This window comes from Flavobacterium sp. IMCC34518 (assembly GCF_027111095.2).
Taxonomy (GTDB): domain Bacteria; phylum Bacteroidota; class Bacteroidia; order Flavobacteriales; family Flavobacteriaceae; genus Flavobacterium; species Flavobacterium praedii.
The window spans coordinates 3,053,701-3,079,644 of the sequence record NZ_CP114284.2; the positions used below are offsets into that span (position 1 = coordinate 3,053,701).

15 protein-coding genes are annotated in these 25,944 nt (G+C 33.2%); 11 read left to right on the plus strand and 4 right to left on the minus strand.

The features are described from left to right. Positions 1–157 precede the first annotated feature (157 nt). A complete protein-coding gene (locus OZP06_RS13120) occupies positions 158–1,120 on the plus strand; it encodes an ion channel (protein WP_269222255.1) in 963 nt (320 codons plus the stop codon). Here the strand turns inward: OZP06_RS13120 and OZP06_RS13125 are convergent. After that, positions 1,110–1,802 (minus strand): NAD-dependent deacylase, encoded by a 693-nt coding sequence (locus OZP06_RS13125; protein WP_281323815.1) that lies wholly within the window; start codon positions 1,800–1,802, stop codon positions 1,110–1,112. The genes OZP06_RS13120 and OZP06_RS13125 overlap by 11 nt on opposite strands. A gap of 65 nt (positions 1,803–1,867) precedes the next feature. Between OZP06_RS13125 and OZP06_RS13130 the strand changes: the two genes are divergently transcribed. Then, positions 1,868–2,533: an RNA methyltransferase gene (locus OZP06_RS13130; RefSeq protein ID WP_269222256.1), complete on the plus strand. Its 666-nt coding sequence runs from the start codon at positions 1,868–1,870 to the stop codon at positions 2,531–2,533. A 654-nt stretch (positions 2,534–3,187) separates the two neighbouring features. Then, the gene (locus OZP06_RS13135; protein ID WP_269222257.1) at positions 3,188–3,367 is read left to right on the plus strand and encodes a hypothetical protein; all 180 of its coding nucleotides are present in this window, start codon (positions 3,188–3,190) and stop codon (positions 3,365–3,367) included. Between the two features lie 296 nt (positions 3,368–3,663). On the opposite strand, the gene OZP06_RS13140 is transcribed toward OZP06_RS13135, so the two are convergent. Beyond that, entirely contained in the window at positions 3,664–4,431 is a 768-nt protein-coding gene (locus OZP06_RS13140) for a carboxypeptidase-like regulatory domain-containing protein (protein WP_269222258.1), read from the minus strand. A 191-nt stretch (positions 4,432–4,622) separates the two neighbouring features. Next, positions 4,623–6,551: a DEAD/DEAH box helicase gene (locus OZP06_RS13145; protein WP_269222259.1), complete on the minus strand. Its 1,929-nt coding sequence runs from the start codon at positions 6,549–6,551 to the stop codon at positions 4,623–4,625. Between the two features lie 374 nt (positions 6,552–6,925). On the opposite strand from OZP06_RS13145, the gene OZP06_RS13150 reads away from it, so the two are divergent. From OZP06_RS13150 to OZP06_RS13175, 6 genes are all read left to right on the plus strand, one after another. Beyond that, complete coding sequence (locus tag OZP06_RS13150; protein ID WP_269222260.1) at positions 6,926–7,210, plus strand: DUF4834 family protein; 285 nt, start codon at positions 6,926–6,928, stop codon at positions 7,208–7,210. Between the two features lie 113 nt (positions 7,211–7,323). Beyond that, positions 7,324–9,744 carry a YfhO family protein gene (locus tag OZP06_RS13155; protein WP_281323816.1) on the plus strand — a complete coding sequence of 807 codons (2,421 nt, stop codon included), beginning with the start codon at positions 7,324–7,326 and terminating at the stop codon, positions 9,742–9,744. Positions 9,745–9,805: 61 nt separating this feature from the next. Continuing rightward, positions 9,806–11,098 carry a glycosyltransferase family 4 protein gene (locus OZP06_RS13160; RefSeq protein WP_281323817.1) on the plus strand — a complete coding sequence of 431 codons (1,293 nt, stop codon included), beginning with the start codon at positions 9,806–9,808 and terminating at the stop codon, positions 11,096–11,098. A gap of 49 nt (positions 11,099–11,147) precedes the next feature. Further along, positions 11,148–12,617 (plus strand): oligosaccharide flippase family protein, encoded by a 1,470-nt coding sequence (locus tag OZP06_RS13165; RefSeq protein ID WP_269222261.1) that lies wholly within the window; start codon positions 11,148–11,150, stop codon positions 12,615–12,617. Between the two features lie 139 nt (positions 12,618–12,756). Beyond that, positions 12,757–14,427: a mechanosensitive ion channel family protein gene (locus OZP06_RS13170; protein ID WP_281323818.1), complete on the plus strand. Its 1,671-nt coding sequence runs from the start codon at positions 12,757–12,759 to the stop codon at positions 14,425–14,427. Positions 14,428–14,698: 271 nt separating this feature from the next. Further along, positions 14,699–14,995 carry a hypothetical protein gene (locus tag OZP06_RS13175; protein WP_269222263.1) on the plus strand — a complete coding sequence of 99 codons (297 nt, stop codon included), beginning with the start codon at positions 14,699–14,701 and terminating at the stop codon, positions 14,993–14,995. Between the two features lie 110 nt (positions 14,996–15,105). On the opposite strand, the gene uvrA is transcribed toward OZP06_RS13175, so the two are convergent. Further along, the gene (gene uvrA, locus OZP06_RS13180) at positions 15,106–17,901 is read right to left on the minus strand and encodes an excinuclease ABC subunit UvrA (protein WP_281323819.1); all 2,796 of its coding nucleotides are present in this window, start codon (positions 17,899–17,901) and stop codon (positions 15,106–15,108) included. Positions 17,902–18,693: 792 nt separating this feature from the next. Between uvrA and OZP06_RS13185 the strand changes: the two genes are divergently transcribed. Both OZP06_RS13185 and OZP06_RS13190 read left to right on the plus strand, forming a co-directional pair. Then, positions 18,694–24,906: a putative Ig domain-containing protein gene (locus tag OZP06_RS13185; RefSeq protein ID WP_281323820.1), complete on the plus strand. Its 6,213-nt coding sequence runs from the start codon at positions 18,694–18,696 to the stop codon at positions 24,904–24,906. A gap of 2 nt (positions 24,907–24,908) precedes the next feature. Beyond that, positions 24,909–25,595 carry a hypothetical protein gene (locus OZP06_RS13190; protein WP_269222268.1) on the plus strand — a complete coding sequence of 229 codons (687 nt, stop codon included), beginning with the start codon at positions 24,909–24,911 and terminating at the stop codon, positions 25,593–25,595. Positions 25,596–25,944 lie beyond the last annotated feature (349 nt).

Genomic DNA, 25,944 nt, shown 5'->3' on the forward strand with positions numbered 1-25,944 from the left:
CAAAGCGCTCGTGATAACCCGACCGCGTTGAAGAAAGGGGCTTAATGGGCGGTGCTATAAGTAAGCCCCTTTTTCAACGCGGTCACGCCCAAAGTATTATGGCAGACTAGAGTTTCGGATTTTTTGACTAATTTGCAGGTTATTAGTTATCAATCTTATGGCATTATTTAATCGTTTAAATTTGAGGGCAAAATCACTTGTAAATACGGGCTTTGGTAGCAGTGCATCGAGTTATGGTGGGCGATTTATTAATAAAGATGGCTCGGTCAATGCGGTGAAAAAGGGAGTTGGTGCTCTAGATAGAATTAGTTGGTATCATACGATGCTGGATATGTCTTCGTGGAAATTCCTTTCGATACTGTTGTTGTTTTATGTTACTATTAATTTTGTGTTTGCGTTGCTGTATTTTGCAATTGGGATTGAACATCTTAATGGAATTGCAACTACCGATAATGAATGGGTACAATTTGGGCAGGCTTATTTCTTTAGTGCGCAAACGTTTACCACAGTTGGTTATGGGCATATTAGTCCGACAGGATTTTATACCAGCGCATTGTCCTCGGCAGAAGCACTAATTGGTTTATTGAGTTTTGCTATTGCGACAGGTTTGTTTTTTGGGAGATTTAGCAAGCCTTCTATTTTTCTAAAATTTTCAAAAAATGCGGTCATTGCTCCTTTTAATGACGGAAAAGCATTAATGTTTCGGTTGGCTCCTTATAAAAATACCAATTATATTGATGCCGAAGTGAATGTAACTCTTGGAATGCGAATTGAAGAAAATGGAGTGATGACCAATAAATTTTACACTTTGGATTTGGAATATCAAAGAATAAATTCGCTAGCACTGAGTTGGACTTTGGTTCATCCAATAACCAGTGAAAGTCCTTTGTGGGAATTAGTTTCATCTGATTATGATTCGATTTTGGGTGAAATTATTGTGATTATTAAAACTTTTGATGACATGTTCAGTACTACGGTTGCAACTCGCACATCCTATACTTTTGAAGAAGTCGTTTATGGTGCCAAATTTAAACCAATGTATACTCGAAGTGATAATAACAAAAGCACCATTCTGGATTTGGGTCTGTTAAATTCGTTTGATAAAGTCCTTATGGATTAGCGAGTAGTTTTTCTTTTAAAATACGAACACCTTCGGAAGCGATGTTTGGGATCACTTCAAGGGGGTTTCTAAGATTTGGAATTTTTATGGGTTTTGGATCGATATAATAGATGGGTGTTTCTCTTTTGGTAAAATCGATTAAGCCAGCAGCTGGGTAAACTTGTAATGAAGTACCAATTACTGCAAAATAATCGGCTTGTTCTGTGATTTCTATCGCTTCATCCAAAGCGGGTACTTGTTCTCCAAACCATACAATATGAGGACGAAGCTGATTACCCTGTTGGTCAACGTCGCCAAAATTTAAATCGTTTGGCCAATCCAAGATGTAGTTTTCGTTTTTGGAACTTCGTACTTTTAATAATTCGCCATGCAAATGAGTAATTTTTGAACTTCCAGCTCGTTCGTGTAAATCATCTACATTTTGGGTGATGATATAAACGTCAAAATTATTTTCTAATTCGGCCAAAATCTGATGTCCTAAATTGGGGTGTACTTCTTTTAGTTGTTGTCGTCTTTGGTTGTAGAAATCAAGAACCAATGCAGGGTTTTTATACCAACCTTCTGGAGTTGCAACATCCATTACGTTATGGCCTTCCCATAATCCGTCGCTATCACGAAATGTTTTGATGCCGCTTTCGGCACTAATTCCAGCGCCAGTAAGAACAACTAATTTCTTTTTCATTTTTTGAAATTTTTATAGAAAATAAAACTACTCTTTTTTAGTATTTTTACCAAAACTAATATACAATGATTGATCTCGATTACCTTGCTTTTCTTGAAAATATTTTGACAGATAATAGAAAAGAAAAATTTTTGAAAGTTTTGAAAGACAGAACCAAACATTTTACCATTGCGGTTGAAGATGTTTTTCAGATGCATAATGCTAGTGCGGTGATGCGCAGTTGTGAGGTTTTTGGAATTCAGGAGTTGCATGTTATCGAGGAACGTTATGGAAAACGAATCGATAAAGAAATTGCAATGGGAGCCCAAAAATGGGTTGATATTTCGACTTATGATAGTGTTACGAATTGTATTGATACGTTAAAAAATAAAGGCTATCAAATTATTGCGACTACACCACACGAGAATGATTGTTTGATGGAGGATTTTGATATCACGAAACCAAGCGCCTTGTTTTTTGGAACCGAGAGAGATGGATTGTCAGAAGAGATTCTCAGGAGAGCGGATGGTTTTCTTAAAATTCCGATGGTTGGTTTTACAGAGAGTTTGAATATTTCTGTTTCGGCATCGATTATTATTCAGAATCTAACGAATCGTTTGCGTAATTCGGATATTGATTGGCAATTGACTGAAGAAGAGATTTTGGTAAAAAGATTGGATTGGGCGAGAAAGTCTATTAAAGATATAAAGAGGATTGAAGCAAGATATTATGAAGAGAATCCACAAATTTAAAATTCTATTTCAAATGCAAATTCAATTTCAAGGGCAATTACAAATTCTAAAACTTATAAAGCTGTTTTAGTTTGAAGTACATTTTAGTATTGCCATTGAAATTTTAAGTGTGGTATTGTTAGTTTTATTTGTATTTTCTTTTAGGAAAAAAATACTAAGCGATACAGTTTCCAGTTTTGCCAAAATTGATAATTCGAATTATATAGATTGAAAAAATGTTTTAAATATCTGATTTCTCTTTTTCTGGTTTTTGGCCTGATGGTTAATGATTGTGATTTATATTCTCAATCCAATTCAGTAGATTACTATCAATTTTCGAGCGTAATTCTTAGAGGAGAATCGAATAATAAAGATTCCAAATTATATGTGTTCGGTGAGGTAAATTCATCTAAAAAGGGTTCGTCTCCAATTTTATTTGCTTGCCTCGAATTTAAAGATAGTTATAGTCTTCAAATTTGGGTTCTTTTAAAAACTCAGAAGTTGCTTCATCAAGAAGTAAGTTCAATCTTATCTCAATCCATCTTTATAAATGAGATGGTTACTTCTAGAATAACTTATAAAAATTTATACATAGCTTAAAAATATTTTTTAAGCATTTATGCAACTCAATACATAAGATGATATTATAATGTCTAATCATTTATCATTTACAAAATGTATAAACCTAACAAAACACGTTTGGAGGAATCTAAACGCCCTATTCTTTGGTTAAAAAGAAAAATTATTCTTGTTATTACGGCGCTTATGGTTGGAATGTCAAACAGTATGAATGGCGGTGATACTATGATTAACGGTAATCAAAATCACATAGAGCAACAACACAAAAAAGATTGATTTTGAATGTTTTCAAATATGTTTCGATCATTTTTTAGATAAATCTTTGATTTTGACCTAAAAATAATTATAATAGTTTTTGAATTATTGCTTTAATATAAATTCATTTTCTGTATTTATACTAAAACTGTTAGATTACGAAAATACGCGTGAGGGATAGACGGAAGCTACCGAAGTAGCCCAGATAGCCCGGCAGCATAAAAAGAAGGGACCGATTAATTAGTGTGATTAGTTGGTCCCTTTTTTTTATGGTGACACGCCCAAATGATGTTTAAAGTTGTCGTTGAAAACTAACTTTACTTTTTCTTCAAGACTTTGTATTGTTCGTAGCAACCGCTTATGGCGTCCATGATTTGAAGGTCGTTGGCGGTTTTTATGAAAGCTTCTGAGTAACTGCATCGGCCTAATATTTCGGCAATTTCATCTTGTGAAACGCCAAGAAGCAGCGAGATGGTTTCTCTGTCGTATTTGGTTTCCAGTAGATTCCTAACAGTATCATCCTTTCGCATCTCTTTTAATTTTTTGAGTTGTTGGGGTTTTTTTCCGAAGAAATTGTAGAGCATATCTGCAGGGTTGAAGATAGAGCCTAAAACTTTTCCAAATGCTTCTGGAGCGTATTGGCCTGCTTCGTATCCTTGTCCTAAGCCCGAAATACTATAGCGATAATCTTCTTTTATTGGAATTAATTTGGAATCGATTTCTAAATATCCAGTAAGATAGTATGGGCTGATTACAACTTCGTTTAAAGGGATAGCTTTTTGGGTAAGTTGTATGGTTGTTTTTTTATTTTTAATCCAGTCATTGGTCACTCTTACACGTAAAGATTGGTAGCCTAAAAGTGTTATGTGTAAAGTGTCACTTTGTGTTACAGCAATTTCAAAATTACCTTTGTTGTCTGTGGTGGTTCCTGTGACTTGATTGATGTTGATGATGTTTACGTTGGCTAATGGGGTGCCGGTATTATCGCTGATTATAGAACCAGAGACTTTTGTTGGAGTATCAATTGTTTGTGCAATTGATTTTATGGATGTGACTAAAAATAAAAAAACTACAAAATATTTCATAAACTGATTTAAAACTTTAAAAGTAGTAAAACGGTATTAAATATTTTGTAGTTCTTGTATAATTATAAGAAAATTAACAATCGAAAAAAAATTAGAGGTCAGAAAATAGAAGTTAGAAATTAGAAAAATACGATTTAAATCTTATTTCTCACTTCTCACTTCTTGCCTCTAACCTCTAACCTCTATTTTCTTTAGTCTCTTCTTGGTCTTCTTGGTCTTGGTGCATCACCAAAGCTTTCAGAGCGTCTTGGTGCTCTGTCAGACGAACCTTCTCTTGGAGTTCTGTCTGATGAAAAACCGCCTTCTCTTCTTGGGGCTGAGCTTCTTTCAGATCTGAAACCACCTTCTCTAGGAGCAGAACCTCTGTCGCTTCTAAATCCGCCTGATCCTTCTCTTCTTGGAGCAAAACTTCCTTCTCTTCTTGGAGCAGAACTTCTTCCACCACCGAATCCACCACCAGAGTTTCTTCCGTTATGGTCACGTCTTCCGCCACCATCGTTTTTAGAAATTTCAACATTGATACGACGTCCTTCTAGTTGTACGTTGTTCAATATTTCCATTACTTTATCGGTGTGTTCAGGATCCGTGTTAAAGAAAGAGAAACCTTCTTTTACGTCTACTTTGAAAACGTCATCGCGACCTAAGTCTAATGTTTCTTTCAAGTAATCTTTTAATGACATCCAGTCAAAATTGTCTCTAGAACCAATGTTTACAAAGTATCTTGTAGCACCACCATTATTGTTTTCTCTTGGAGCGCCATCTCTATCGTCACGATCACGTCTTTCAGAACCAGAAGATTGATTAGAGATGTCTCTGTTTTTCTTGTAATAGTTGATAAAACGATTAAATTCAACTGATACCATTTTCTTAATCAATTCTTCTTTAGATAAATCTTCAAGAACATTATTGATTGCTGGAAGGTAGTTGTCGATTTCGTGATCCACTTCGGTATCCTTAATCTTAGTAGCTAAGTGTAATAATTGGATTTCGCAGATTTCAATTCCAGAAGGGATTGTTTTTTCTTCGAATTTTTGTTTGATAATTCTTTCGATAGAAGAAATTTTACGCAATTCGCTTTTTGTAACGATTACGATAGAAGTACCTAATTTACCAGCACGACCTGTACGACCAGAACGGTGATTGTAGGTTTCGATTTCGTCAGGAAGTTGGTAATTTACTACGTGAGTAATATTATCAACATCAATTCCACGTGCGGCAACATCAGTAGCTACAAGCATTTGGATTTGTCTTCCTCTAAAAGATTTCATTACACCATCACGTTGTGCTTGTGATAAATCTCCGTGCAATGCAGCAGCACTGTATCCGTCTTCGATTAATTTTTCGGCAACAGCTTGCGTGTCTCTTTTTGTTCTACAGAAAACTACTGAGAAAATATCAGGATTACAATCTGCTAAACGTTTCAATGCTTCGTAACGGTCACGAGCGTTTACTAAGTAAAATTCGTGTGATACGGTAGCAGAACCTGAGTTTTTGGTACCTACTGTAATTTCAATAGGATCCGTCATGAATTGTTTTCCAATTCGTGCCACTTCAGCAGGCATAGTTGCAGAAAACAACCATGTGCTTTTTTCGTCAGGCGTTGTAGAAAGGATGTTTACGATGTCTTCGTAGAAACCCATGTTCAACATTTCGTCTGCTTCGTCAAGGATACAATAGTTAATTTGAGAAATGTTTACCAATCCTCTATTAATCATATCTTGCATTCTACCCGGAGTCGCTACTATAATTTGTGCGCCTCTCTTAATGTCTCTCGCTTGTTCTGTAATGCTAGCCCCGCCGTATACTGCTACCACATTAATACCTTTCTCGTATTTAGAGTAGTTTTTAAGTTCGTTGGTAATCTGCAAACACAATTCACGTGTTGGAGATAAAATCAATGCTTGCGTATTTCTGTTGTTGGCATCAATTTTCTGAATAACTGGAAAACCAAATGCTGCCGTTTTCCCTGTCCCTGTCTGAGCCAACGCAACTAAATCTGTGTCTTTTTCCAATAATAGGGGAATCGCTTTCTCCTGTACTTCGGTCGGATTCTCAAATCCTAGATCTAAAATCGCCTTCAGTAACGATTCACTCAATCCTAATTGTTCAAATTTATTCATATGTATTTTTAAAATAGGGTGCAAAATTACTGTTTATAATCCATATAAACTAATGGTATTTTAAGAATTGGGTTTTTATTAGCTTTTGATAATCAGTTTATTATAATATTAAATTTGATTTTTGATTTTTAAATTTGATTTTTACTGTGAAATTATGTCTTGAATTTTATTTTTTTGTTAAAAAAAGGAATAAAAAAATGTTTTTAATTTGTATTACAATTTGTTGTTGAGTTTAATTTGCGTTAGAGTGATTGGGTTTTAATTGTTTTTTGCACCTTTTCTTCATTTTTTATCATTTCTTTAAGAATGATATTTTTAAAATGCTCCGAAGTTTCCATATTGATTTATTAATTTTGCCTAAAAATTATTGGATTATGCAAACAGCCTCTTTTTCGGGTTTTATAGAAATGATATTTTATATGATAGCTTTCTATTATATATTTAAATTTTTGGCCAAACTATTTTTACCTATAGTAGTAAAAAAAGTTGTAGAAAAGGCTGGTCAAAATTTTCAGCAACAACAGCAACAGCGCACTCAGCAAACAACTTGGAAGAAAACATCCAACAATGATGAAATTATAATTGACACTGCCAATAGTAAAAACCCACGTGAGACCAAAAAAGTGGGTGATTATGTCGATTATGAAGAAATTGATTAGCCCACTAACCCCCAAAGGGGGAATTGTAAAGTGTTGATAGTTTAAATTTAAATTAAAATAGCTTTACTTTTTATAACTTACAAACCAAAACCCACAATCCAAAACCCATATTAATGAAGCAACTTCAAAAGTTCTTTCCGCACGCACTAGCCATTTTTGGTTTTATTCTAGTTTCTACACTTTATTTCTTTCCAGTATTACAAGGAAAACAGATTTTTCAATCAGATATTGCTCAATATACTGGAATGGCCAAAGAGCAAAATGATTTTAGAGCAACTCATCACGAGGAACCTTATTGGACAAATTCTGCATTTGGGGGAATGCCAACCTATCAATTGGGGGCTAAATATCCTCACGATTATGTAGGCGCCATTGATGATGTATTGCGTTTTTTGCCACGACCAGCGGATTATTTATTCTTATATTTTCTTAGTTTTTATATTTTAATGTTGGTTTTAAAAGCGGATCCGTTAAAAGCTTTTTTTGGTGCATTGGCATTTGGTTTTTCTACTTACTTAATTATAATTCTTGGAGTTGGACATAATGCCAAAGCGCATGCAATTGCCTATATGCCGATGGTTGTGGCTGGTTTTGTAATGGTTTTTCAACGGAAATATATTTTAGGTGGATTGCTCGCCATGATTGCTTTGGCATTAGAAATAAATGCCAATCACTTTCAAATGACTTATTATTTATTGATTTTGTTATTGATTCTTTCAGGATATTTTATTTATGAAGGGATTAAATCAAAAGAATATAAGTCTTTATTGTATTCGATAGGAACTCTAATAGGTGCTGGTATTATAGCCATTGGTTCCAACGCAACAAATTTATTGGCGACGGTCGAATATGCCAATTTTAGTACACGTGGAAAAAGCGATTTAAGCTTTAACCCAGACGGTTCAAAACGAACTACTGATGTTGCAATGTCTCGTGACTATATTACAGAATACAGTTATGGTATCGCGGAAAGTTTTAATCTTATTGCACCTCGATTATTTGGAGGATCTAATAATGAAAAGGTAGGAACAGATAGTGAAATGTTTGAGTTCATGATTTCACAGGGAGTACCAGAAGCTCAAGCCACCGATTTTGTTTCGGGTATGCCTACGTATTGGGGGGATCAGCCTATTGTATCTGCGCCAGCATATATAGGAGCAGTGGTTTTCTTTTTGGGAATTTTGGCTTTGTTTATTGATGAAAGGAAAATTAAATATGCATTCTTAGGTGGAGCTCTAATTACTTTAATTCTTTCTTGGGGGAAAAACTTTCCTGCTTTGACGGATTTTTGTATCGATCATATTCCTATGTACAATAAGTTTAGAGCAGTATCGTCTATTCAAGTTATTCTGGAATTGTGTTTTCCGGTTTTGGCTATTATGGGGTTGCAATCTTTTTTTAAATTAGAAAAAGATAAGCAATTGAAACCGTTGTTGCAATCAGGGGCAATTGGATTAGGATTGATTTTGATTCTGTTCTTGTCCAAAAGTTTATTCACTTTTTCGGGTGCAAATGATGGTTCTTTTCTTGAAAATTATGGGCCGAGTTTTGTAGATGCCTTAAAAGCAGATAGAAGATCATTGTATAGTGCAGATTTATTACGTTCTGGTTTTTTTATTTTGATAGCTGCTGGTACTTTATGGCTGTTCGTTAAAAATAAAGTTGCCCAAAATACGGCTATTATTTTGGTTGGTTTATTTATGGTTTCTGATTTATTTTTTGTGGACAAAAATTATGTTTCGAACAAAGATTTTATAAGCGCCAGAGAAGTTGAAGTGCCTTTTCAAGAAACACCAACTGATACAGAGATTCTAAAAGATACTACTAATTATCGTGTTTTTGATATACAAGGTCTAATGCAAGCACGAACTTCTTATTTTCATAAAGCAATTGGAGGATATAGTGCTGTCAAGCCTCAAAGGATGCAACAATTATTTGATTATCAAATTGCCAAAAATAATGTGGAAATACTTAATATGTTGAATGTAAAGTATGTGATTCAATTGGATAAAGAAGGGAAGGAATACCCGATTATTAATCCAGATGCCAATGGAAACGCTTGGTTTGTAAGTGGAGTTAAATTGGTGACTAATCCAGATGAAGAAATGAAAGCTTTGGATAAAGTGAATTCTAAAAACCTAGCTATTATCAATGGGAATGAATTTTCGGAAATAAAGAATAAGGCTTTCGTCAAAGACAGTTCGGCTACCATAACCTTGGATGACTATCAGCCTAATAAATTGAAATATACATCATACAATTCTAATGAAGGTTTAGCTGTTTTCTCTGAGATGTATTATGAAAAAGGCTGGAAAGCTTTAATTGATGGTAAAGAGACTCCAATCATGAGAGCTGATTATGCTTTGAGAGCTATTGTAGTTCCAGCAGGAAAACATACTATAGAATTTAAATTTGAACCTCAAGTAGTGAAAACAGGAAGTGCAATTACGCTTGTCAGTTGTATTGGAATGTTATTTCTCTTAGTTGGCGGATTGTACTTTGAGAAAAAGAATGGATTTAAGAACATGAATTAACTTCCCGATTATTTTCGGAATTGATTCTTGATTTAATTATTTAATACAAATCCTTATCATTTTGGATACAAAAAAAATCCTTATTATAACGTACTATTGGCCACCAGCAGGAGGGCCTGGTGTTCAGCGTTGGCTTAAATTTGTAAAATATTTGCCGGATTTTGATATTCAGCCCATTGTTTATATTCCTGAGAATCCAACTTATCCAATTGTTGATGCCAATTTAGGAAAAGAAGTATCGGATAAAGCGATTGTTTTAAAGCAAAAAATTTTTGAACCGTATCAATTGGCTTCGGTTTTTTCTAAAAATAAAACCAAAAAAATTAGTTCGGGTATTATTCCAAATCAGAAGAAACAAACTTTTCTGGAAAAGACTATGTTGTGGGTTCGCGGCAATCTATTTATTCCTGATGCACGAGTTTTTTGGGTTAAACCATCTGTAAAGTACTTGGAAAAATACATTGTTGAGAATAAAATTGATACCATAATTACTTCTGGGCCTCCACATAGTTTACATCTAATTGGATTGGTTTTAAAGCAAAAATTAAAAGTAACTTGGTTTGCTGATTTTAGGGATCCTTGGACAACTATCGGTTATCATAAATCTTTAAAATTATCAGCCAAAGCAGAAAACAAACACAAAGCATTGGAATTTCGTGTCTTGAATACTGCCGATACTATTATTGTCACCAGTAAAACAACTAAATCTGAATTTAGAGCAATAACCAATAAACCAATCGCTGTTATCACCAATGGATTTGATACAGAGCCCCTAACAACCGTTACTTTAGATTCTAAATTCAGTTTGGCGCATATAGGTTCTTTTTTGTCAGAACGAAATCCAACTATATTGTGGGAATCTTTAACCGAATTGCTTCAGGAAATACCTGATTTTAAAAATCATTTGGAACTTAAATTAATAGGAGCCGTTAGTCAGGAAGTGTTAGATACTATTTCACGATTTAATTTGGAAAGGTATTTGAATAATTTAGGATATGTTTCCCATTCGGAAGCGGTGGCGCATCAACGTAATTCACAAGTGTTGTTACTTATCGAAATTGACTCTGCGGAAACCAAAAGTATTATTCCCGGAAAATTATTTGAATATATGGTTTCCAACAGACCAATTATTGCAATTGGCCCAAAAGATTCTGATTTTGCCGAAATCATAACAGAAACCAATACAGGTGTATTTTTTGAATATACAGAGAAGGAAAAACTAAAACACACCATTAAATCGTATTACAATCAATTTTTGGAAGGGAAATTACAATCTTATGGTGTAGGTTTGCAAAAATATTCCAGAAAAAATTTAACCAAAGAATTATCAAAATTGATACATTCAAAGGTTTAAGGTTTTCAACTTTAAACTTTTTTAACCTTAAACTTTTAAACTCCTATTAATGGGTATAGTATTAAATCAGTCTTTAAAAAATACAATAATAACCTATATCGGTTTTGCAATAGGGGGAATAAGTACACTGTTTTTGTTTCCTCCAATTTTAGGTAAAACATTTTATGGATTGTCTAATTATATTTTATCATGTGCCAATGTAATTATGCCATTATTTGCAATTGGAATGCAAAATACATTGGTAAAGTTTTATTCGCAATGCAAATCTGAAAAAGAGCAAAATCAGTTTCTGTCATTTACGGTTTTGTTCCCTATTTTGTTAATTATTCCAATCCTTTTAATTGGATTGTTTTTTTATGATGAAATTGCCTTTTTTGTAACAAAGAAAAATCCAATTGTAAAAGATTTTATTTGGCTTATTCCTTTTGTAGGTATCTGTATGGCTTATTTTGAGATTTTTTATGCTTGGGCTAGGGTACATATGTTTTCCGTTTTTGGCAACTTTATAAAAGAGGTAGGATTACGTTTATTTTCATTAATCGCTCTTTTGGGAATATACTTTAAATGGATTACAGTTGTTGACTTTATTTATTTGACTGCTGGAATATACTTTGTAGCATTTTTGGTTACCATGTTTTATGCTTTTAGGATAAAAAAGCCTGTTTTTCAATTTACAATACCTTGGAATGTAAAAGAAATTTTAGTGTATACTTCGTATATTATTTTGTCGGGTAGTGTTGCCAATTTGCTTCTTGATGGCGATAAAATAATGCTTAATCAATATATGGATATTGGGAACATTGCTTTTTATTCTGTAGCCACATATATTGCATTAGTAATTTCGGTGCCAAGTCGAGCGATGCACCAAATTGTATATCCTATTACAGCAAAACTGATGCATGAAAACAAGCATGATGAACTAAATGTTTTGTATAAAAAAACTTCGATTAATCTTCAAATTGTTGGAGGTTTTGTTATGTTGTGTATTTTTGTTAATATCGATCAATTGTATGAAATGATGCCGAAAGAGTATTGTGGTGGAATTTTAGTAGTGTTTATGATTGGGCTTTCAAAATATTTTGATCTGATATTAGGCAATAATAATGCGATCATCTTTAATTCAAAATATTATCGTGCCGTATTGTTTTTGGGTGTAGGTTTAGTAGTTTTAACAGTAGTTTTGAATATGATTTTTATACCGTTATTTGGAATTATTGGCTCCGCATTCGCTACTTTATTATCGATAACATGTTATAGTTTAGCTAAATTGCTTTTTGTTGTAAAACGCATGCATTTGTTTCCTTTTACTAAACAAAACTTTATTTCAGCTGGAATTTCTTTGTTCGTATTTTTGCTGTTTTACTTTTGGCAGTTTCCTTTGCATCCAATCGTTGGTATAGTGTTAAAATCTATTCTGGTAACAATTGTATATGGTTTTATCAATTATAAAATGGTAGTTTCGCCTGAGATTAATCAAACGTTTGATAAATTACTTGTAAAATTGAGAATAATCAAATAACTAACTAATTGATTATTATATCTTCTAGTTGTTTTTTTAAATTTAGTTGCTTAGTTTTTTTATATTTGTAAGGATGTTTCTTATATGTGTCTATTGTAATGGATACTTATTTAGGGTTTAATACTAATATATTATAGCGATGATTAAATTTATAATAAAATTAATTTGTTTGTTACTTATTAGTTCGACAGTTCTTTTTTCTCAAAATCAGATCAGAAAAGGAACTGTTACAGATAGCATAGAAAAAGAAAAAATAAATCCTGAATTAAGTGGTTATCCAGTTGTACCATTTAAAGACACTCTGTTTTTAATATATAATAAAATTGGTTCATTTACTGCCAAGGAACGCGCAAAAGCAATCAGTGAAAGAATAAAATCCTTGTATAACGAACCCTATTTTTATCCCGATTCTATAGTATTGATAAAATCTGATATCAGCGTTGATATTGTTTATAATGATGATTTTGTAGTGATGTCGGTAACAGATTTAGATGCTAAATCTGTTGGGAGTGAAAAATTTAAACTTGCACAAAAAAATCTTTCGATTATCCAGAAATCAATTCTTTTTCAAAAAGAAAACAATTCTGCTGAAAATTGGTTAAGACGAATTGGACTTGTTTTGTTATTAGTTGTGTTTGTTGGAATAATCGTATTTGCAATCAATAAATTATTTAGATGGATTCAATTTTTTCTTAGAAAGAGAAAAGAGCGTTATTTTGCGGGAATTAAAATTAAGGAATCCTATATTTTTACACCAGAAAAAGAATTAGAATTTGTTATAAAATTCATTTTGTTGATTCGTTTGCTGGTTTTACTTTTTATTTTTTATATTTCTTTGCCTGCTATATTTAGTGTTTTTCCTGAGACAAAAGCGTATGCATCTACTCTTTTAAAGTGGATTTTTTCTCCTGCCAGGGCTGCTTTAATAGGATTTGTTGATTTTCTGCCCAATTTATTTTCGATTTTGGTTATTGTAGGGTTATTTCATTATTTGTTAAAAGCTATTAAATTTTTTGTAGATGAGATACAGAAGGGTCAGATAAAAATTGAAGGTTTTTATAGTGATTGGGCTAAACCAACTTTTAATATTATAAGAGTATTGATTTATGCTTTTATGGTTGTTGTTATTTTTCCTTATTTACCAGGTTCTAATTCTCCTGTATTTCAAGGGGTATCAGTTTTTGTTGGAGTTTTATTTTCTCTAGGTTCTTCAAATGCGATTGCCAATATGATTGCAGGTTTGGTTATTACTTATATGCGTCCTTTTAAAATTGGAGATTTTATAAAAATTGGGGATGTTAAAGGAACTGTAATTGAAAAAACTACTTTGGTAACAAGGATTCGAACTGCAAAACAGGAAGATATTACAATACCAAATGCAACAGTTTTGTCAAGCTCCAGTGTTAATTATTCTGCAAATACCTATGAAAATGGTAATGGATTACTGATTCATACCAATGTAACAATTGGTTATGATTGTCCTTGGAAGGAAATTCATAAAGCGCTAATTGATGCAGCTTTGAGAACAGATTTAGTAGAGAAAACTCCAGTCCCCTTTGTTTTGCAAAACAGTCTAGATGATTTTTATGTTTCTTATGAAATTAATGTGTATACTAAACATCCCAACCAACAACCATTAATTTATTCCAATTTGCACCAAAATATTCAAGATTGTTTTAATGAAGCTGGGATTGAAATTATGTCACCACATTATAATTCTCTACGAGATGGGAATAAAACTACTATACCTGGCAACTATTTGAATAAAGACTATGAATCTCCTTCATTTAATTTTAAATCTGAAAAATAATTTTTTTAACACATATATACGTGTTAATATTTAATTTGTACTCTTTTTTTTTGCAAGTAATTTATTCTTTATTTTCATTTTATAGACATTCCAACGAGTATATTGACCTGTTGTTGTTTTTGTTGATTGTAACCTATTGTTTTTGAGTAATTTAGTATTTTATTATTTTAATATCACCAAAAGTGGGTATTGTGTAGTTTTTATGTTGGCTTTAAATTTGCAATGTTTTCAAGTATTTGTTTAATGCATAATAAAAATTGATATACTAAATATGAAAAGTAAATTACTTAATCAAAAAAGGTTGAATCTCTTTACTAAAGTGATTTCAAACAAAATTAAAGATGGTTTTGTGGTTGTAGAACGAAATGATAAAATGCCTTTTACCATTTTGTATAAACAAGGTATGAAAGTAAATCATAAGTTGAATTTTTTAGTTTGTTGCGCAACATTAGGAATGTGGTCTTTGCCATGGCTATATTTATCTCAAGTGGCAGCAAAGGATAAAAAAATTTTGATAGCTATAGATGAGGATGGTAAAGTATTTGAAGAAAATTGTTATTTGGGATAAGAATCATAAATTTTAAAGGAATATTATATAAAGGTATAATACATAAAAAGCCACGATAATTTATTAATTGTTCAGTGGCTTTTTAGTTTGAAATAAATTAGATTTTAATTTTATAGTTTTTCTTTTAAATATTTGGCTGTAATCGATTTTTTGTTTTTCACAATCTCCTCTGGAGTTCCCACTGCGAGTAATAAACCTCCGTTTTCGCCTCCTTCTGGACCAAGGTCAATAACCCAATCGGCACATTTTATAAGGTCAAGATTGTGTTCGATCACAAGGATAGAATGTCCTTTTTCTATCAAAGCGTCAAAAGACTTCAATAATTTCTTGATATCATGAAAGTGTAATCCAGTTGTAGGTTCATCAAATACAAAAAGGGCTTTTTCTTTGGTCGCTCCTTTAACTAAAAAAGAGGCAAGTTTGATACGTTGTGCTTCTCCTCCCGAAAGTGTAGATGAGGATTGTCCTAATTGTACATAACCCAAACCAACATCTTGCAACGGTTGTAGCTTTTGAGTGATTTTTGTTTGCTTATTTTTTTCAAAAAAAGCAATAGCATCATCAATGGTCATTGTTAGAATGTCGTGAATGTTTTTGCCATCAAAAGCGACTTCGAGAACTTCTTTTTTGAAACGTTTTCCGTTACAGGTTTCGCAAGGCAATTGCACATCTGCCATAAATACCATTTCTACATTTATTGATCCTTCTCCTTTGCAGGTTTCGCAACGACCTCCATCTACATTAAAAGAGAAATGTTTGGCTTGATACCCTCTTACTTTCGAAAGTTTTTCCTTTGCATATAATTCGCGAATATCGTCGTAAGCTTTTATATACGTAACAGGATTGGAACGAGAGCTTCTTCCAATTGGATTTTGATCTACGTACTCAATATGTTTTATTTGCGAAAATGAGCCTGGAATTTCGCTGAATTGTCCCGCTTTTTCTCCTGCATTGTCCAGTTTTTTTTGCATAGCAGGGAAAAGTATTTTCTTGACCAAAGTACTTTTTCCACTTCCAGAAACTCCTGTAATTACCGTTAAAACATCGAGCGGAAAAGTAACATCTATATTTTGTAGATTGTTTTCCCTAGCACCCATTATTTCGATAAAATTCTTGAATGGTCTGCGTTTTTTTGGGACAGCAATTTCAAGTTCACCATTCAAATATTTTGCAGTTAGCGAGCTTGATTTGAGTATTTCATCATACGTACCTTGAGCGACTAGATTACCTCCCAAAGTACCTGCTTCGGGTCCGATATCAATGATCATATCGGCCGCTTTCATTATATCTTCATCATGTTCAACCACAATTACAGTATTGCCTAAATCTCGTAGAGATAGCAAAACTTTAATTAATCGTTCGGTGTCTTTTGGATGTAAACCGATACTTGGTTCGTCCAAAATGTACATCGATCCCACTAAACTGCTCCCCAGTGAAGTCGCTAAATTAATTCGTTGCGATTCTCCTCCAGAAAGTGTTGAAGAATTTCTGTTTAAAGTCAAATAATTCAAACCTACTTCGGTTAAAAAAGACAATCGATTGTTGATTTCGATTAATAATCTCTTGGCTATTTGTTTTTCGTACACATCCAAATCAATTTTTTCGAAAAAAGTAACCAAATGTTGTATTGGTAAATCCACCAAATCGGATACTGTTTTGCCATTGATTTTCACATACGAAGCTTCAATTCTCAAGCGTTTTCCTTTGCAGACATGGCATTTGGTTTTGCCTCTGTAGCGTGAAAGCATCACTCTATTTTGAATTTTATAATTTTTTTCTTCAAGTTCTTTAAAAAAGCTATTTAGACCTTGAAAATAGTTGTTTCCGGTCCAAATCAAGTCTTTTTGATCTTCAGTAAGTTGAAAAAAAGGCTTGTGAATTGGAAAATCAAATTTGTAGGCGTTGTTGACCAATTCATCACGAAACCAACCCATACTTTCGCCACGCCAAGGGAAAATGGCATTTTCAAAAACAGAAAGTGAAGTATTTGGCACGACCAATTCGGCATCGATTCCTATAATATTTCCGTAACCTTCGCAAACTGGACAAGCACCATATGGATTATTAAAACTAAATAAATGAACATTGGGTTCTAAAAAAGAAATTCCATCCAATTCAAAATTATTAGAAAAAGAAAACTTTTTGTCTGAATTTAATTCGTGTAAAAAGCAAATACCTTTCCCTTCAAAAAAGGCAGTTTGTACCGCATCTGATAATCGATTGTAAAACTCTTCTTCTTCTTTGACTACTATTCTGTCAATAATAAGTAAAATGTCTTTGTGATCTAAAGTATGTTGTTCAGAAATATCAAAATCATCCAAACGTACCATTACATTATTGACTAAAATCCTTGCAAATCCTTGTTGTAATAATACTTTTAGTTTGTCTTCGAGCTGGCGACCTTCTTCAAGATGAATAGGAGCAAGGAGTAACCATTTGCTTTCCAATTCAAAATCTTTTACAGTTGTGACAACATCAGTTACCGTATTTTTTTTGACTTCCAATCCCGAAATAGGCGAGTATGTCCTGCCAATTCTAGCATATAGTAGTTTAATGTAATCGTATATTTCGGTAGAAGTTCCAACTGTTGAACGAGCATTTGTGGTATTGACCTTTTGCTCGATGGCAATAGCGGGTGCAATTCCTTTAATGTATTCTACTTTTGGTTTGTCTAAACGACCTAGGAATTGCCTCGCATAAGAAGATAAGCTTTCTACATAACGACGTTGCCCTTCTGCATACAAGGTGTCAAATGCTAAACTTGATTTTCCGGAACCAGATAACCCTGTTATGACTACAAGTTTGTTTCTTGGAATAGCGACATCAACATTTTTTAAATTATGTACTTGCGCTCCTTTTATTATGATGTTTTTCTTTGGATCGAGTTTGGAAATATCAATTGGCATAAAAAGTAAATTTTACACAAAAGTACTTAATTTATAGATGAGAATGGGGTTTTGAAGTAAATGCAATGAGTTGTTTTTAGTTTTGTTTTATAACATAAAATTTCACTACTATTTTTTATTTATAGCATTCAAAAACATGTTTTTGCGAATTAAATACTAATAATAGCTCGTTGGGTGAAATTCTAATAAAATAAAAATTTAAATACATAGAATCATAGGTTAATGCTTAATAGGTAAAGAATATATTGAAATAGTACTATTTCACAAATAGTATAGCTATGTGAATAGTAAAACGTCTATTTTTTTCTTTTAAAAACTATAAATTCTATGTTGTAAAAAATGATTTCACGCAACGGGTTAATAATAGCTTTTGTTTAGTGTTTTACATCTTGATTTTTTATTTAGCTATTATGATATTTGATTTTATAGTTCTTTTAAACTACAAAATCGCATTAAAAGTTGGTTATAATTTGTTATAAATAATTAAGATAATTTCAAATTAAGGCCATTTATTTATAAATATGGTTTTTATAGTGTTATAATTTTAAATAATATTTAATACAACGTTTTCGTAAATACCTATACATTACTACATCATTTATCATTTTTTACAAAATAACCTATTATGAAGCTGTTACAAAGAATCTTTTTAAAAACAGATTTAGACTTGTGAATACAAGAGAATATTGGTTATTTACTTATATTATTTTTTTGGTATAGTTTTTACATACTAGTTTTTGTAAAGGTTTTTTTGTTTCTGAACTAAATTTGAGAAACTTAAAACTAAACCATATGAAAAAAATTACTTTGTTGATTTTCTTAATGCTTTATGCATTGGGTTTTTCGCAAAATGCGCCTATAACCTTTGAATCTGGAGGATATGGCTCTGGTTGGACTTTTGCCAATTTTGGGAATGGTACTGGACCAGAGGGCTATGAAAAAGTAGCCAATCCTAGTGTTTCTGGAATAAATACTTCAGCAACAGTTGGTAAATTTACTGCTTTGTCAACCACTACGGCAGGAGCTGCCGCATGGGCCGGTTGTGAATCTAAACATGCTGCGGATCTTGGTACTTTTAAACTCAACTATTCTAATTGTACCATAAAAATAATGGTTTACAAATCGGTTATAAGTGATGTTGGTATAAAATTTTCTGTAGCTGATGGAGGTTCTACAGGAGAGATTAAAGTAGCAAATACCAAAATTAATGAATGGGAAGAATTAACTTTTGATTTTTCAGGAAAAATTGGTCAAGCCACTTCTGGAGCAATTGATCAGATTGTTTTCTTTATGGATTTTAGAGATAGAACAGATCAAAGTATTAGCTATTTTGATAATATAACTTTTTCGAAATCTTTGGTTGCTCCACCAGTTGTGGCGTGTGATGCTATTTTAACAGATGCTCAACAAGGTTCATTTACTGTTGGCTACAAAACAAAATTTGAAACAGTAGGGACAAATGTGAATATTTCTTTTGAATTACTAGATCAAAAAGATGGATTAGTTGTTGGATTGTGGAGAGAAACTCCTTTTGAGGATATACCAATGACAAACAATCCTGTTGGCTCTAAAATTTACACTAAAACAATTACTGGACAAACGCCTGGTGATGTAATAAGTTATGCTTGTAAATTTGCTTATGCAGGGGGACAGTCTGTAACAAAATACATAAAATATGAGGTAGGTAGCTATTGTGATGGAATTAAACCAACCAGTCCAACTGCAGCTGCTGCAACACCAACAGCCGCTACAGCTAACGTGATTTCTCTTTTTAGTGGTGGTGCTTATACCGATTTACCAGGAACCAATTGGAATCCAGGTTGGGGGCAATCAACCGTATATGAAGAGGTTCTTGTCTCTGGAAATGCTACTAAAAAATACTCTAATTTCAATTACCAAGGAGTTGTATTGCAAAGTCCAATTGATGTTTCCAAAATGACAAAACTTCATTTGGATGTCTGGTCTCCAGATTGTAATGCTTTGAAAGTGTTTTTAGTTCCTACAACAGGGGCTGAACAAAGCGTAACTGTGAATCCTTCCTTAACGGGTTGGAATTCAATTGATATTATTTTATCTGACTATACGAGTGTAGATAAAATAAGTATTAAAGAGTTAAAATTTGAATCGGTAACTGCTGGAACAACTGTTTACTTAGATAATATTTATTTTGTAAAAGAAGTAGATGCTTCAATGGCAATGAATGCCCCTGTTACTTTTGAAACTGGAGAGCATGGTGCATCTTGGACATTTGCAAATTTTGAGAATGGCACTGGACCTGAAGGATACGAAAAAGTGACTAATCCTAATGCTTCAGGAATTAATACATCAGCAACTGTTGGTAAATACACAGCGACTGTTGCAGGTGCTCCATGGGCAGGATGTAAAACGAATGATATAGGAAAGTTTACTTTAGATACTAAAAATTCTTTAGTAAAAATTATGGTTTACAAAACCGTTATAAGTGATGTTGCATTAAAATTTGCTGTAGCGGATGGAGGTTCGCTAGGAGAGATTAAAGTAAAAAACACGAAAATCAATGAATGGGAAGAGCTATCGTTTGAATTTTACAATCAAATTGGAAAAATTCAATCGACAGATATAGTAACAATGATGATTTCATTGGATTATCAAGCTAGATCTACTGAAAATGTTTCTTACTTTGACAATATTACTTTCTCGAAAACTTCTGTTCCTTCACCAGTACTTGTTTGTGATGCTGTTTTGACTGAAGCAAGTCAAGGTTCATTTACAACTGGTTACAAGGCTAATTTTGAAACTGTTGGAACAGATGTTAATATTGCTTTTGAGTTATTGGATGCAAAAGATGGCCTAGTTGTTGGTTTATGGAAAGAAAGCCCTTTTGAAGAGACAGCTATGGTTAACGATCCTGCTGGAAGTAAAATATTCAAAGCAAAATTAACGGGTCAAAAGGCGGGTTCTTTGATTAGTTATGCTTGTAAATTCGCTTATGCAGGAGGTCAATCGGTTACCAAATACATTAAATATGAAGTTGGAACTGCTTGTAGTGGTACACCTCCAATTGTAACAGGACCAAAGCTTCCAATAGATTTTGAAACAGGAACATTTGCTTTTGTCGATTTTGACGGAGGTGCCGCTATTACAGTTGCAAACCCAAACAAAACAGGAATCAACACTACAACTACAGTTGCTAAAATGGTAAAAGGAGCTGGTCAACCATGGGCTGGAAGTAAACTTAAAATGGCTTCTCCAGTAGATTTTTCTACAAAGAAAATAATTAAAGTAAAAGTATGGTCACCAGTTGCTGGTAAAAAACTATTATTAAAATTTGAAGGCGCTGGAGCAGCATTCGAAAAAGAAGCGGCGACTACAGCTGCTAATACTTGGGAAGAACTTACGTTTGATTATACAGGAGTTGCCGGTGTAAATAACTTGAATGATAATATGGTTTTCATATTTGATTTAGGCACCGTTGGTGATGGAAGTGTTAATTCGACTTATTATTTTGACGAAATTACTCAACCCGTTACTACACCGCCAGTGGTAACTGGGCCAACGCTTCCATTAGATTTTGAAACAGGAACGTTTGCTTTTGTTGGTTTTGATGGTGGTGCTACTACTACAATAGCTAACCCTAACAAAACAGGAATTAACACCACAGCTACTATTGCCAAAATGGTAAAAGGGGTTGGTCAACCATGGGGAGGAAGTAAACTTACTTTGGCTACTCCAGTAGATTTTTCGACTAAAAAAATATTTAAAGTAAAAGTATGGTCACCAGTTGCTGGTAAAAAACTATTATTAAAATTTGAAAGTCCTAATGGTAATTTTGAAAAAGAATCAGCAGGAGTAATAGCTGCAAATACTTGGGAAGAACTAACGTTTGATTTTTCGAATGTGAGTACAACCAATACGGCTTCAGATATGGTTTTTATATTTGATTTGGGAACTGCAGGAGATGGAAGCGCCAATTCAACATATCTATTTGACGAAATCACACAATCAGCCGGTTCGGTTGCGGTTTCAGGAGCTACTCTTCCATTAGATTTTGAAGCAGCTACTTATGCTTTTGTTGATTTTGATGGTGGTGTAACAACTAAAGTAACTAATCCGCAAAGTAACGGTATCAATACAAGTGCCAATGTTGCCAAAATGGTGAAAGGTGCTGGGGCAATGTGGGCAGGTAGCAAAATTAAAATGGCTACACCAGTAGATTTCTCAACCAATAAAATATTTAAAGTAAAAGTTTGGTCTCCAGTTGCTGGAAAAAAACTTTTATTAAAATTTGAAGGTACGGCTGGAAATTTTGAACAAGAATCCACAGGGGTAACTACTGCCAATACTTGGGAAGAATTAACTTTTGATTTTACAAAAGTAGGGACCAATAATGTAGCCGATTTTATGGTTTTCATATTTGATTTTGGAACTATTGGAGACGGAAGTGCCAATTCGACTTATTATTTTGATGATGTTAAACAAGCTTCGATTCCAGTTGCGCCATCTACTAACTATTTGGTTTCTTTTGAAACAGGTAGTGTTGTAGGTACTTGGGATTCTTTTGAAAACCCGGGTCAAACTGGATTTGAATTTGCGAGCAACCCTTCAAAAACTGGAATAAATACGTCAGACAAGGTGGGTAAATTTACAGCTGTTCCAACAGGACAACGTTGGGCTGGATGTGAAACGACAGGAGGAAGTATTGGGACTTGGGAGTTAGATGCTACATCTACAACAGTAACCATGATGGTGTACAAATCGGTTATTAGTCCAGTTGGAATTAAAATGGCTACAAGCTATAACGGTACAACTTTCGAAATTAAAAAGAATAATACAAAAATTAATGAATGGGAGTTAATGACTTTTGATATTTCGCCATTTATTAAAAGCGGTGATGCCACTCAGATTAACAAATTTGTTGTTTTTCCTGATTTCAAATCAGATACTGATCCAGTTAGAAATGCAGATGTAGTTTTGTATTTTGACGATATTAAATTTTCTGCCAAAAAACTTTTTGATCCTAACTATGTAGCTCCTCCAGTTGACAACCCAACGGTTGCTGCTCCAATACCTCCTGTAAGAAATGCAGCAGAAGTTAAATCTATTTTTAGTGATTCTTATGCAGTATACAAAGAAGGAAACTGGTGTCAATGTTGGGGACAATCTACTGTAGTATCGGATGTGGTAATTGTAGCTGGTGATAAAGTGCGAAAATTAGAAAATTTCACTTACCAAGGGATTACACTTCCTGATGGAGAAGTTTTCAATGTCTTGGATATGAATAAAGTTCATATTGATTTATGGTTTAATGATGCAAAATCAATTAGCCTAGCTCTTGTTCAACAAACGCCTGGTGGAAGTGTAGAAGCTGCTCTCAAGTTCACACCTACTAAAACAGGATGGAACAGTTTTGATGTTGATTTGAACTCCACTACTATGCCAGGCGTTGATCTGTCTAAAGTGTTTCAAATGAAGTTAACTTCTGAAAAACAAGGTTCAAATGTGTTTTTAGATAATTTTTATTTCTGGAAAGACGCGGCAACAGTGTTAGCACAAATGGATTTACCGGTTACTTTTGATAATGCTACTGTAGATTATTCATTACTAGGATTTGGTGGTGCTGAAGGTTCTACCGTTGTAATTGACCCAACATTGGCAACAAACAAAGTGGCCAAAGTAGTGAAACCTGCTGTATCAGAGACTTGGGCAGGAACAACTATTTCTGCTGCTGCAGGTTTAGGATTTAAAAATAAAATTCCTTTTTCAATTAGTGTAACCAAAATGAGCGTTCGTATTTGGTCTCCAGATGCAGGAACTATCGTTCGATTAAAAGTTGAAGATCATGCTGATAAAAACCACACTATAGAAACAGAAAGTACTGTTACCAATGCAAAAGGTTGGGAAACAATAGTATTTGATTTTGCAAAACCTGTTTCAGGAACTGCTGCCATGAATCTTGCTTATAATTATGATAAAGCAACTATTTTCTTCGGATTTGGTTCAAATGGAACGGAGAAAATCTATTATTTTGATGATGTTAAGATGGTAGAAATTGCTAAGGAACCCGTATTAAGTTATGGTGTTACAGCGCAAATCTACCCATTAGGAAAACCAATTTATCCTTTGTCAATCAATAATAGTGGCGGTTTAGTACCTGTAAATGGGTATAGTATAAGCCCAGCTTTACCAGCAGGATTAAGTTTTGATACTACAACAGCTGCAATTAGTGGTACTCCATCAACATTGACTCAGTCAACACTATATACCGTAACAGGTACAAATAGTTTAGGAAGTGGAAGTACTACTATAAGTTTGAAAGTTGTTCGTGATTTTAAATCAAATAATTTCACAATTGAAACAACTGGAGAAACATGTTTGGGAGAGAAAAATGGAGAAATTAATATTAAAGCTGTAGAGTCGCATACTTATATAGCAATTATTAATGATAAAAGCTATGAGTTTACAACAAACAGTTTAAGAGTTTTTAATCTTGCTCCTGGAATTTATACTATTTCAATTTCTGTAAAAGGAGAATCTTCTGTTCAAAGCTTTACTGCGGTTGTCCCACAAGGGTCTACTATTACAGGAAAAACCAGTAAATCTTCTTACAACAAACTTAAGGTTGTAATGACTGAAGGTACTGCTCCATATAAAGTTTATTTGGATGGCGAAGAACAATTTGAAACCCCTTTTTCTACTTTTACTTTAGATGTAAACAAGGAAAGTTTGTTAGAAGTAAAAACGGCTAAAGTATGTGAAGGGACTTATGCTAAGAATATAGAAGGGATATTGGATTCATCTTCGGCATATCCAAACCCAACTTCTGGAAGTTTTGAAATTGCGATTCCAACTATTAGAAAAGAGGTTGTTATTGATTTATATACTTTAAATTCTGTGTTTATTTCTAGCAAATCGTATCCTTTAGAAAATGGAGTTGTAAGATTGAGTCTTGAAGGGCAAACAGCTGGTATTTATATTGTAAAAGTATATTTAGATACTCCTTCCTATTTAAAAATTATAAAAAAATAAAGATGAAAAAGTTTATATATTTATCTGTCATTAGTGCATTTTTGATCTCTTGTGGAAATGAAGACGCTCCTTCAGAGACTGTGAATGTAGCGCCTACAACACCAACATTGGTTTCACCGGTAAACAATAAATTGTGCACCAACAATGCTGTTAGTTTTCAATGGAATGCAACTGTAGATTCAAATAATGATCCGGTAATTTACCAAATACAAGTAGCTAAAGATAAAGATTTTGCTCATATTGTAATGACAGCTGAGAGTTCAGCAACGTATCAAAACTTTACTTTAGAAAAAGCTACTGCTTATTATTGGAGAGTGAAATCAACAGATAATGAAAATTTATCAAGTACCTATTCCGCTATTTTTAGTTTTTATACATCGGGAGATGGTGTGGTTAATTATTTACCTTTCGCACCAGATCTTGTTTCGCCAGAATTAAATTCAGTTTTGAGCTCAAAAACGGTTCAGTTGCAATGGACAGCAAAGGATGTAGATACTAAGGACAAACTTGTTTATGATGTTTATTTTGGAACAACGAATCCTCCAACAGAAAAAGTTGGTTTAAATCAAGATGCTACAATTCTTGATGTAAATGTAGTGGCTTCAAAAGAATATTTTTGGAAAATTGTTGTTAAGGATGATAAAGGAGGAGAAACAATTGGCCAAACTTGGAGATTTAGAACGAATTAATTTTTTTACATTTAATTGTTTTGTTAAAAGCGTCTCGGATTCCCGAGACGCTTTTTTTTATTTTAAATCAGATTCTGTGTTAGACTTCATTACAATACTTAATTTTTCAATATATAACAAGTGCTGACGAACTATTTTTTAAAGATGAAACACTTTTGTCTTTCGGTTTTAAAAATAGAAGTGAGCAATTGGTTTTGATGAAGGATCTATATGTAGTGGATTTCTAATTCAGAATATGGGTTAAACTAAGCTTATGCTATTAAATAGCACATATTCTATTCGATTATTGGTTTTTTATCCTATTTTTGTTTAGTGATTTGTATTTTTAATAATAGTTGAGTTAGTGCCA

Bases quoted from the DNA above. Each gene is read 5' to 3' on its own strand.
- OZP06_RS13125 (WP_281323815.1), bottom strand. From the start codon at position 1,802: ATGAAAAAGAAATTAGTTGTTCTTACTGGCGCTGGAATTAGTGCCGAA.
- OZP06_RS13150 (WP_269222260.1), top strand. From the start codon at position 6,926: ATGCAAACAGCCTCTTTTTCGGGTTTTATAGAAATGATATTTTATATG.
- OZP06_RS13155 (WP_281323816.1), top strand. From the start codon at position 7,324: ATGAAGCAACTTCAAAAGTTCTTTCCGCACGCACTAGCCATTTTTGGT.
- OZP06_RS13190 (WP_269222268.1), top strand. From the start codon at position 24,909: ATGAAAAAGTTTATATATTTATCTGTCATTAGTGCATTTTTGATCTCT.
- OZP06_RS13145 (WP_269222259.1), bottom strand. From the start codon at position 6,551: ATGAATAAATTTGAACAATTAGGATTGAGTGAATCGTTACTGAAGGCG.
- OZP06_RS13175 (WP_269222263.1), top strand. From the start codon at position 14,699: ATGAAAAGTAAATTACTTAATCAAAAAAGGTTGAATCTCTTTACTAAA.
- uvrA (WP_281323819.1), bottom strand. From the start codon at position 17,901: ATGCCAATTGATATTTCCAAACTCGATCCAAAGAAAAACATCATAATA.
- OZP06_RS13170 (WP_281323818.1), top strand. From the start codon at position 12,757: ATGATTAAATTTATAATAAAATTAATTTGTTTGTTACTTATTAGTTCG.
- OZP06_RS13135 (WP_269222257.1), top strand. From the start codon at position 3,188: ATGTATAAACCTAACAAAACACGTTTGGAGGAATCTAAACGCCCTATT.
- OZP06_RS13140 (WP_269222258.1), bottom strand. From the start codon at position 4,431: ATGAAATATTTTGTAGTTTTTTTATTTTTAGTCACATCCATAAAATCA.
- OZP06_RS13185 (WP_281323820.1), top strand. From the start codon at position 18,694: ATGAAAAAAATTACTTTGTTGATTTTCTTAATGCTTTATGCATTGGGT.
- OZP06_RS13130 (WP_269222256.1), top strand. From the start codon at position 1,868: ATGATTGATCTCGATTACCTTGCTTTTCTTGAAAATATTTTGACAGAT.
- OZP06_RS13120 (WP_269222255.1), top strand. From the start codon at position 158: ATGGCATTATTTAATCGTTTAAATTTGAGGGCAAAATCACTTGTAAAT.
- OZP06_RS13165 (WP_269222261.1), top strand. From the start codon at position 11,148: ATGGGTATAGTATTAAATCAGTCTTTAAAAAATACAATAATAACCTAT.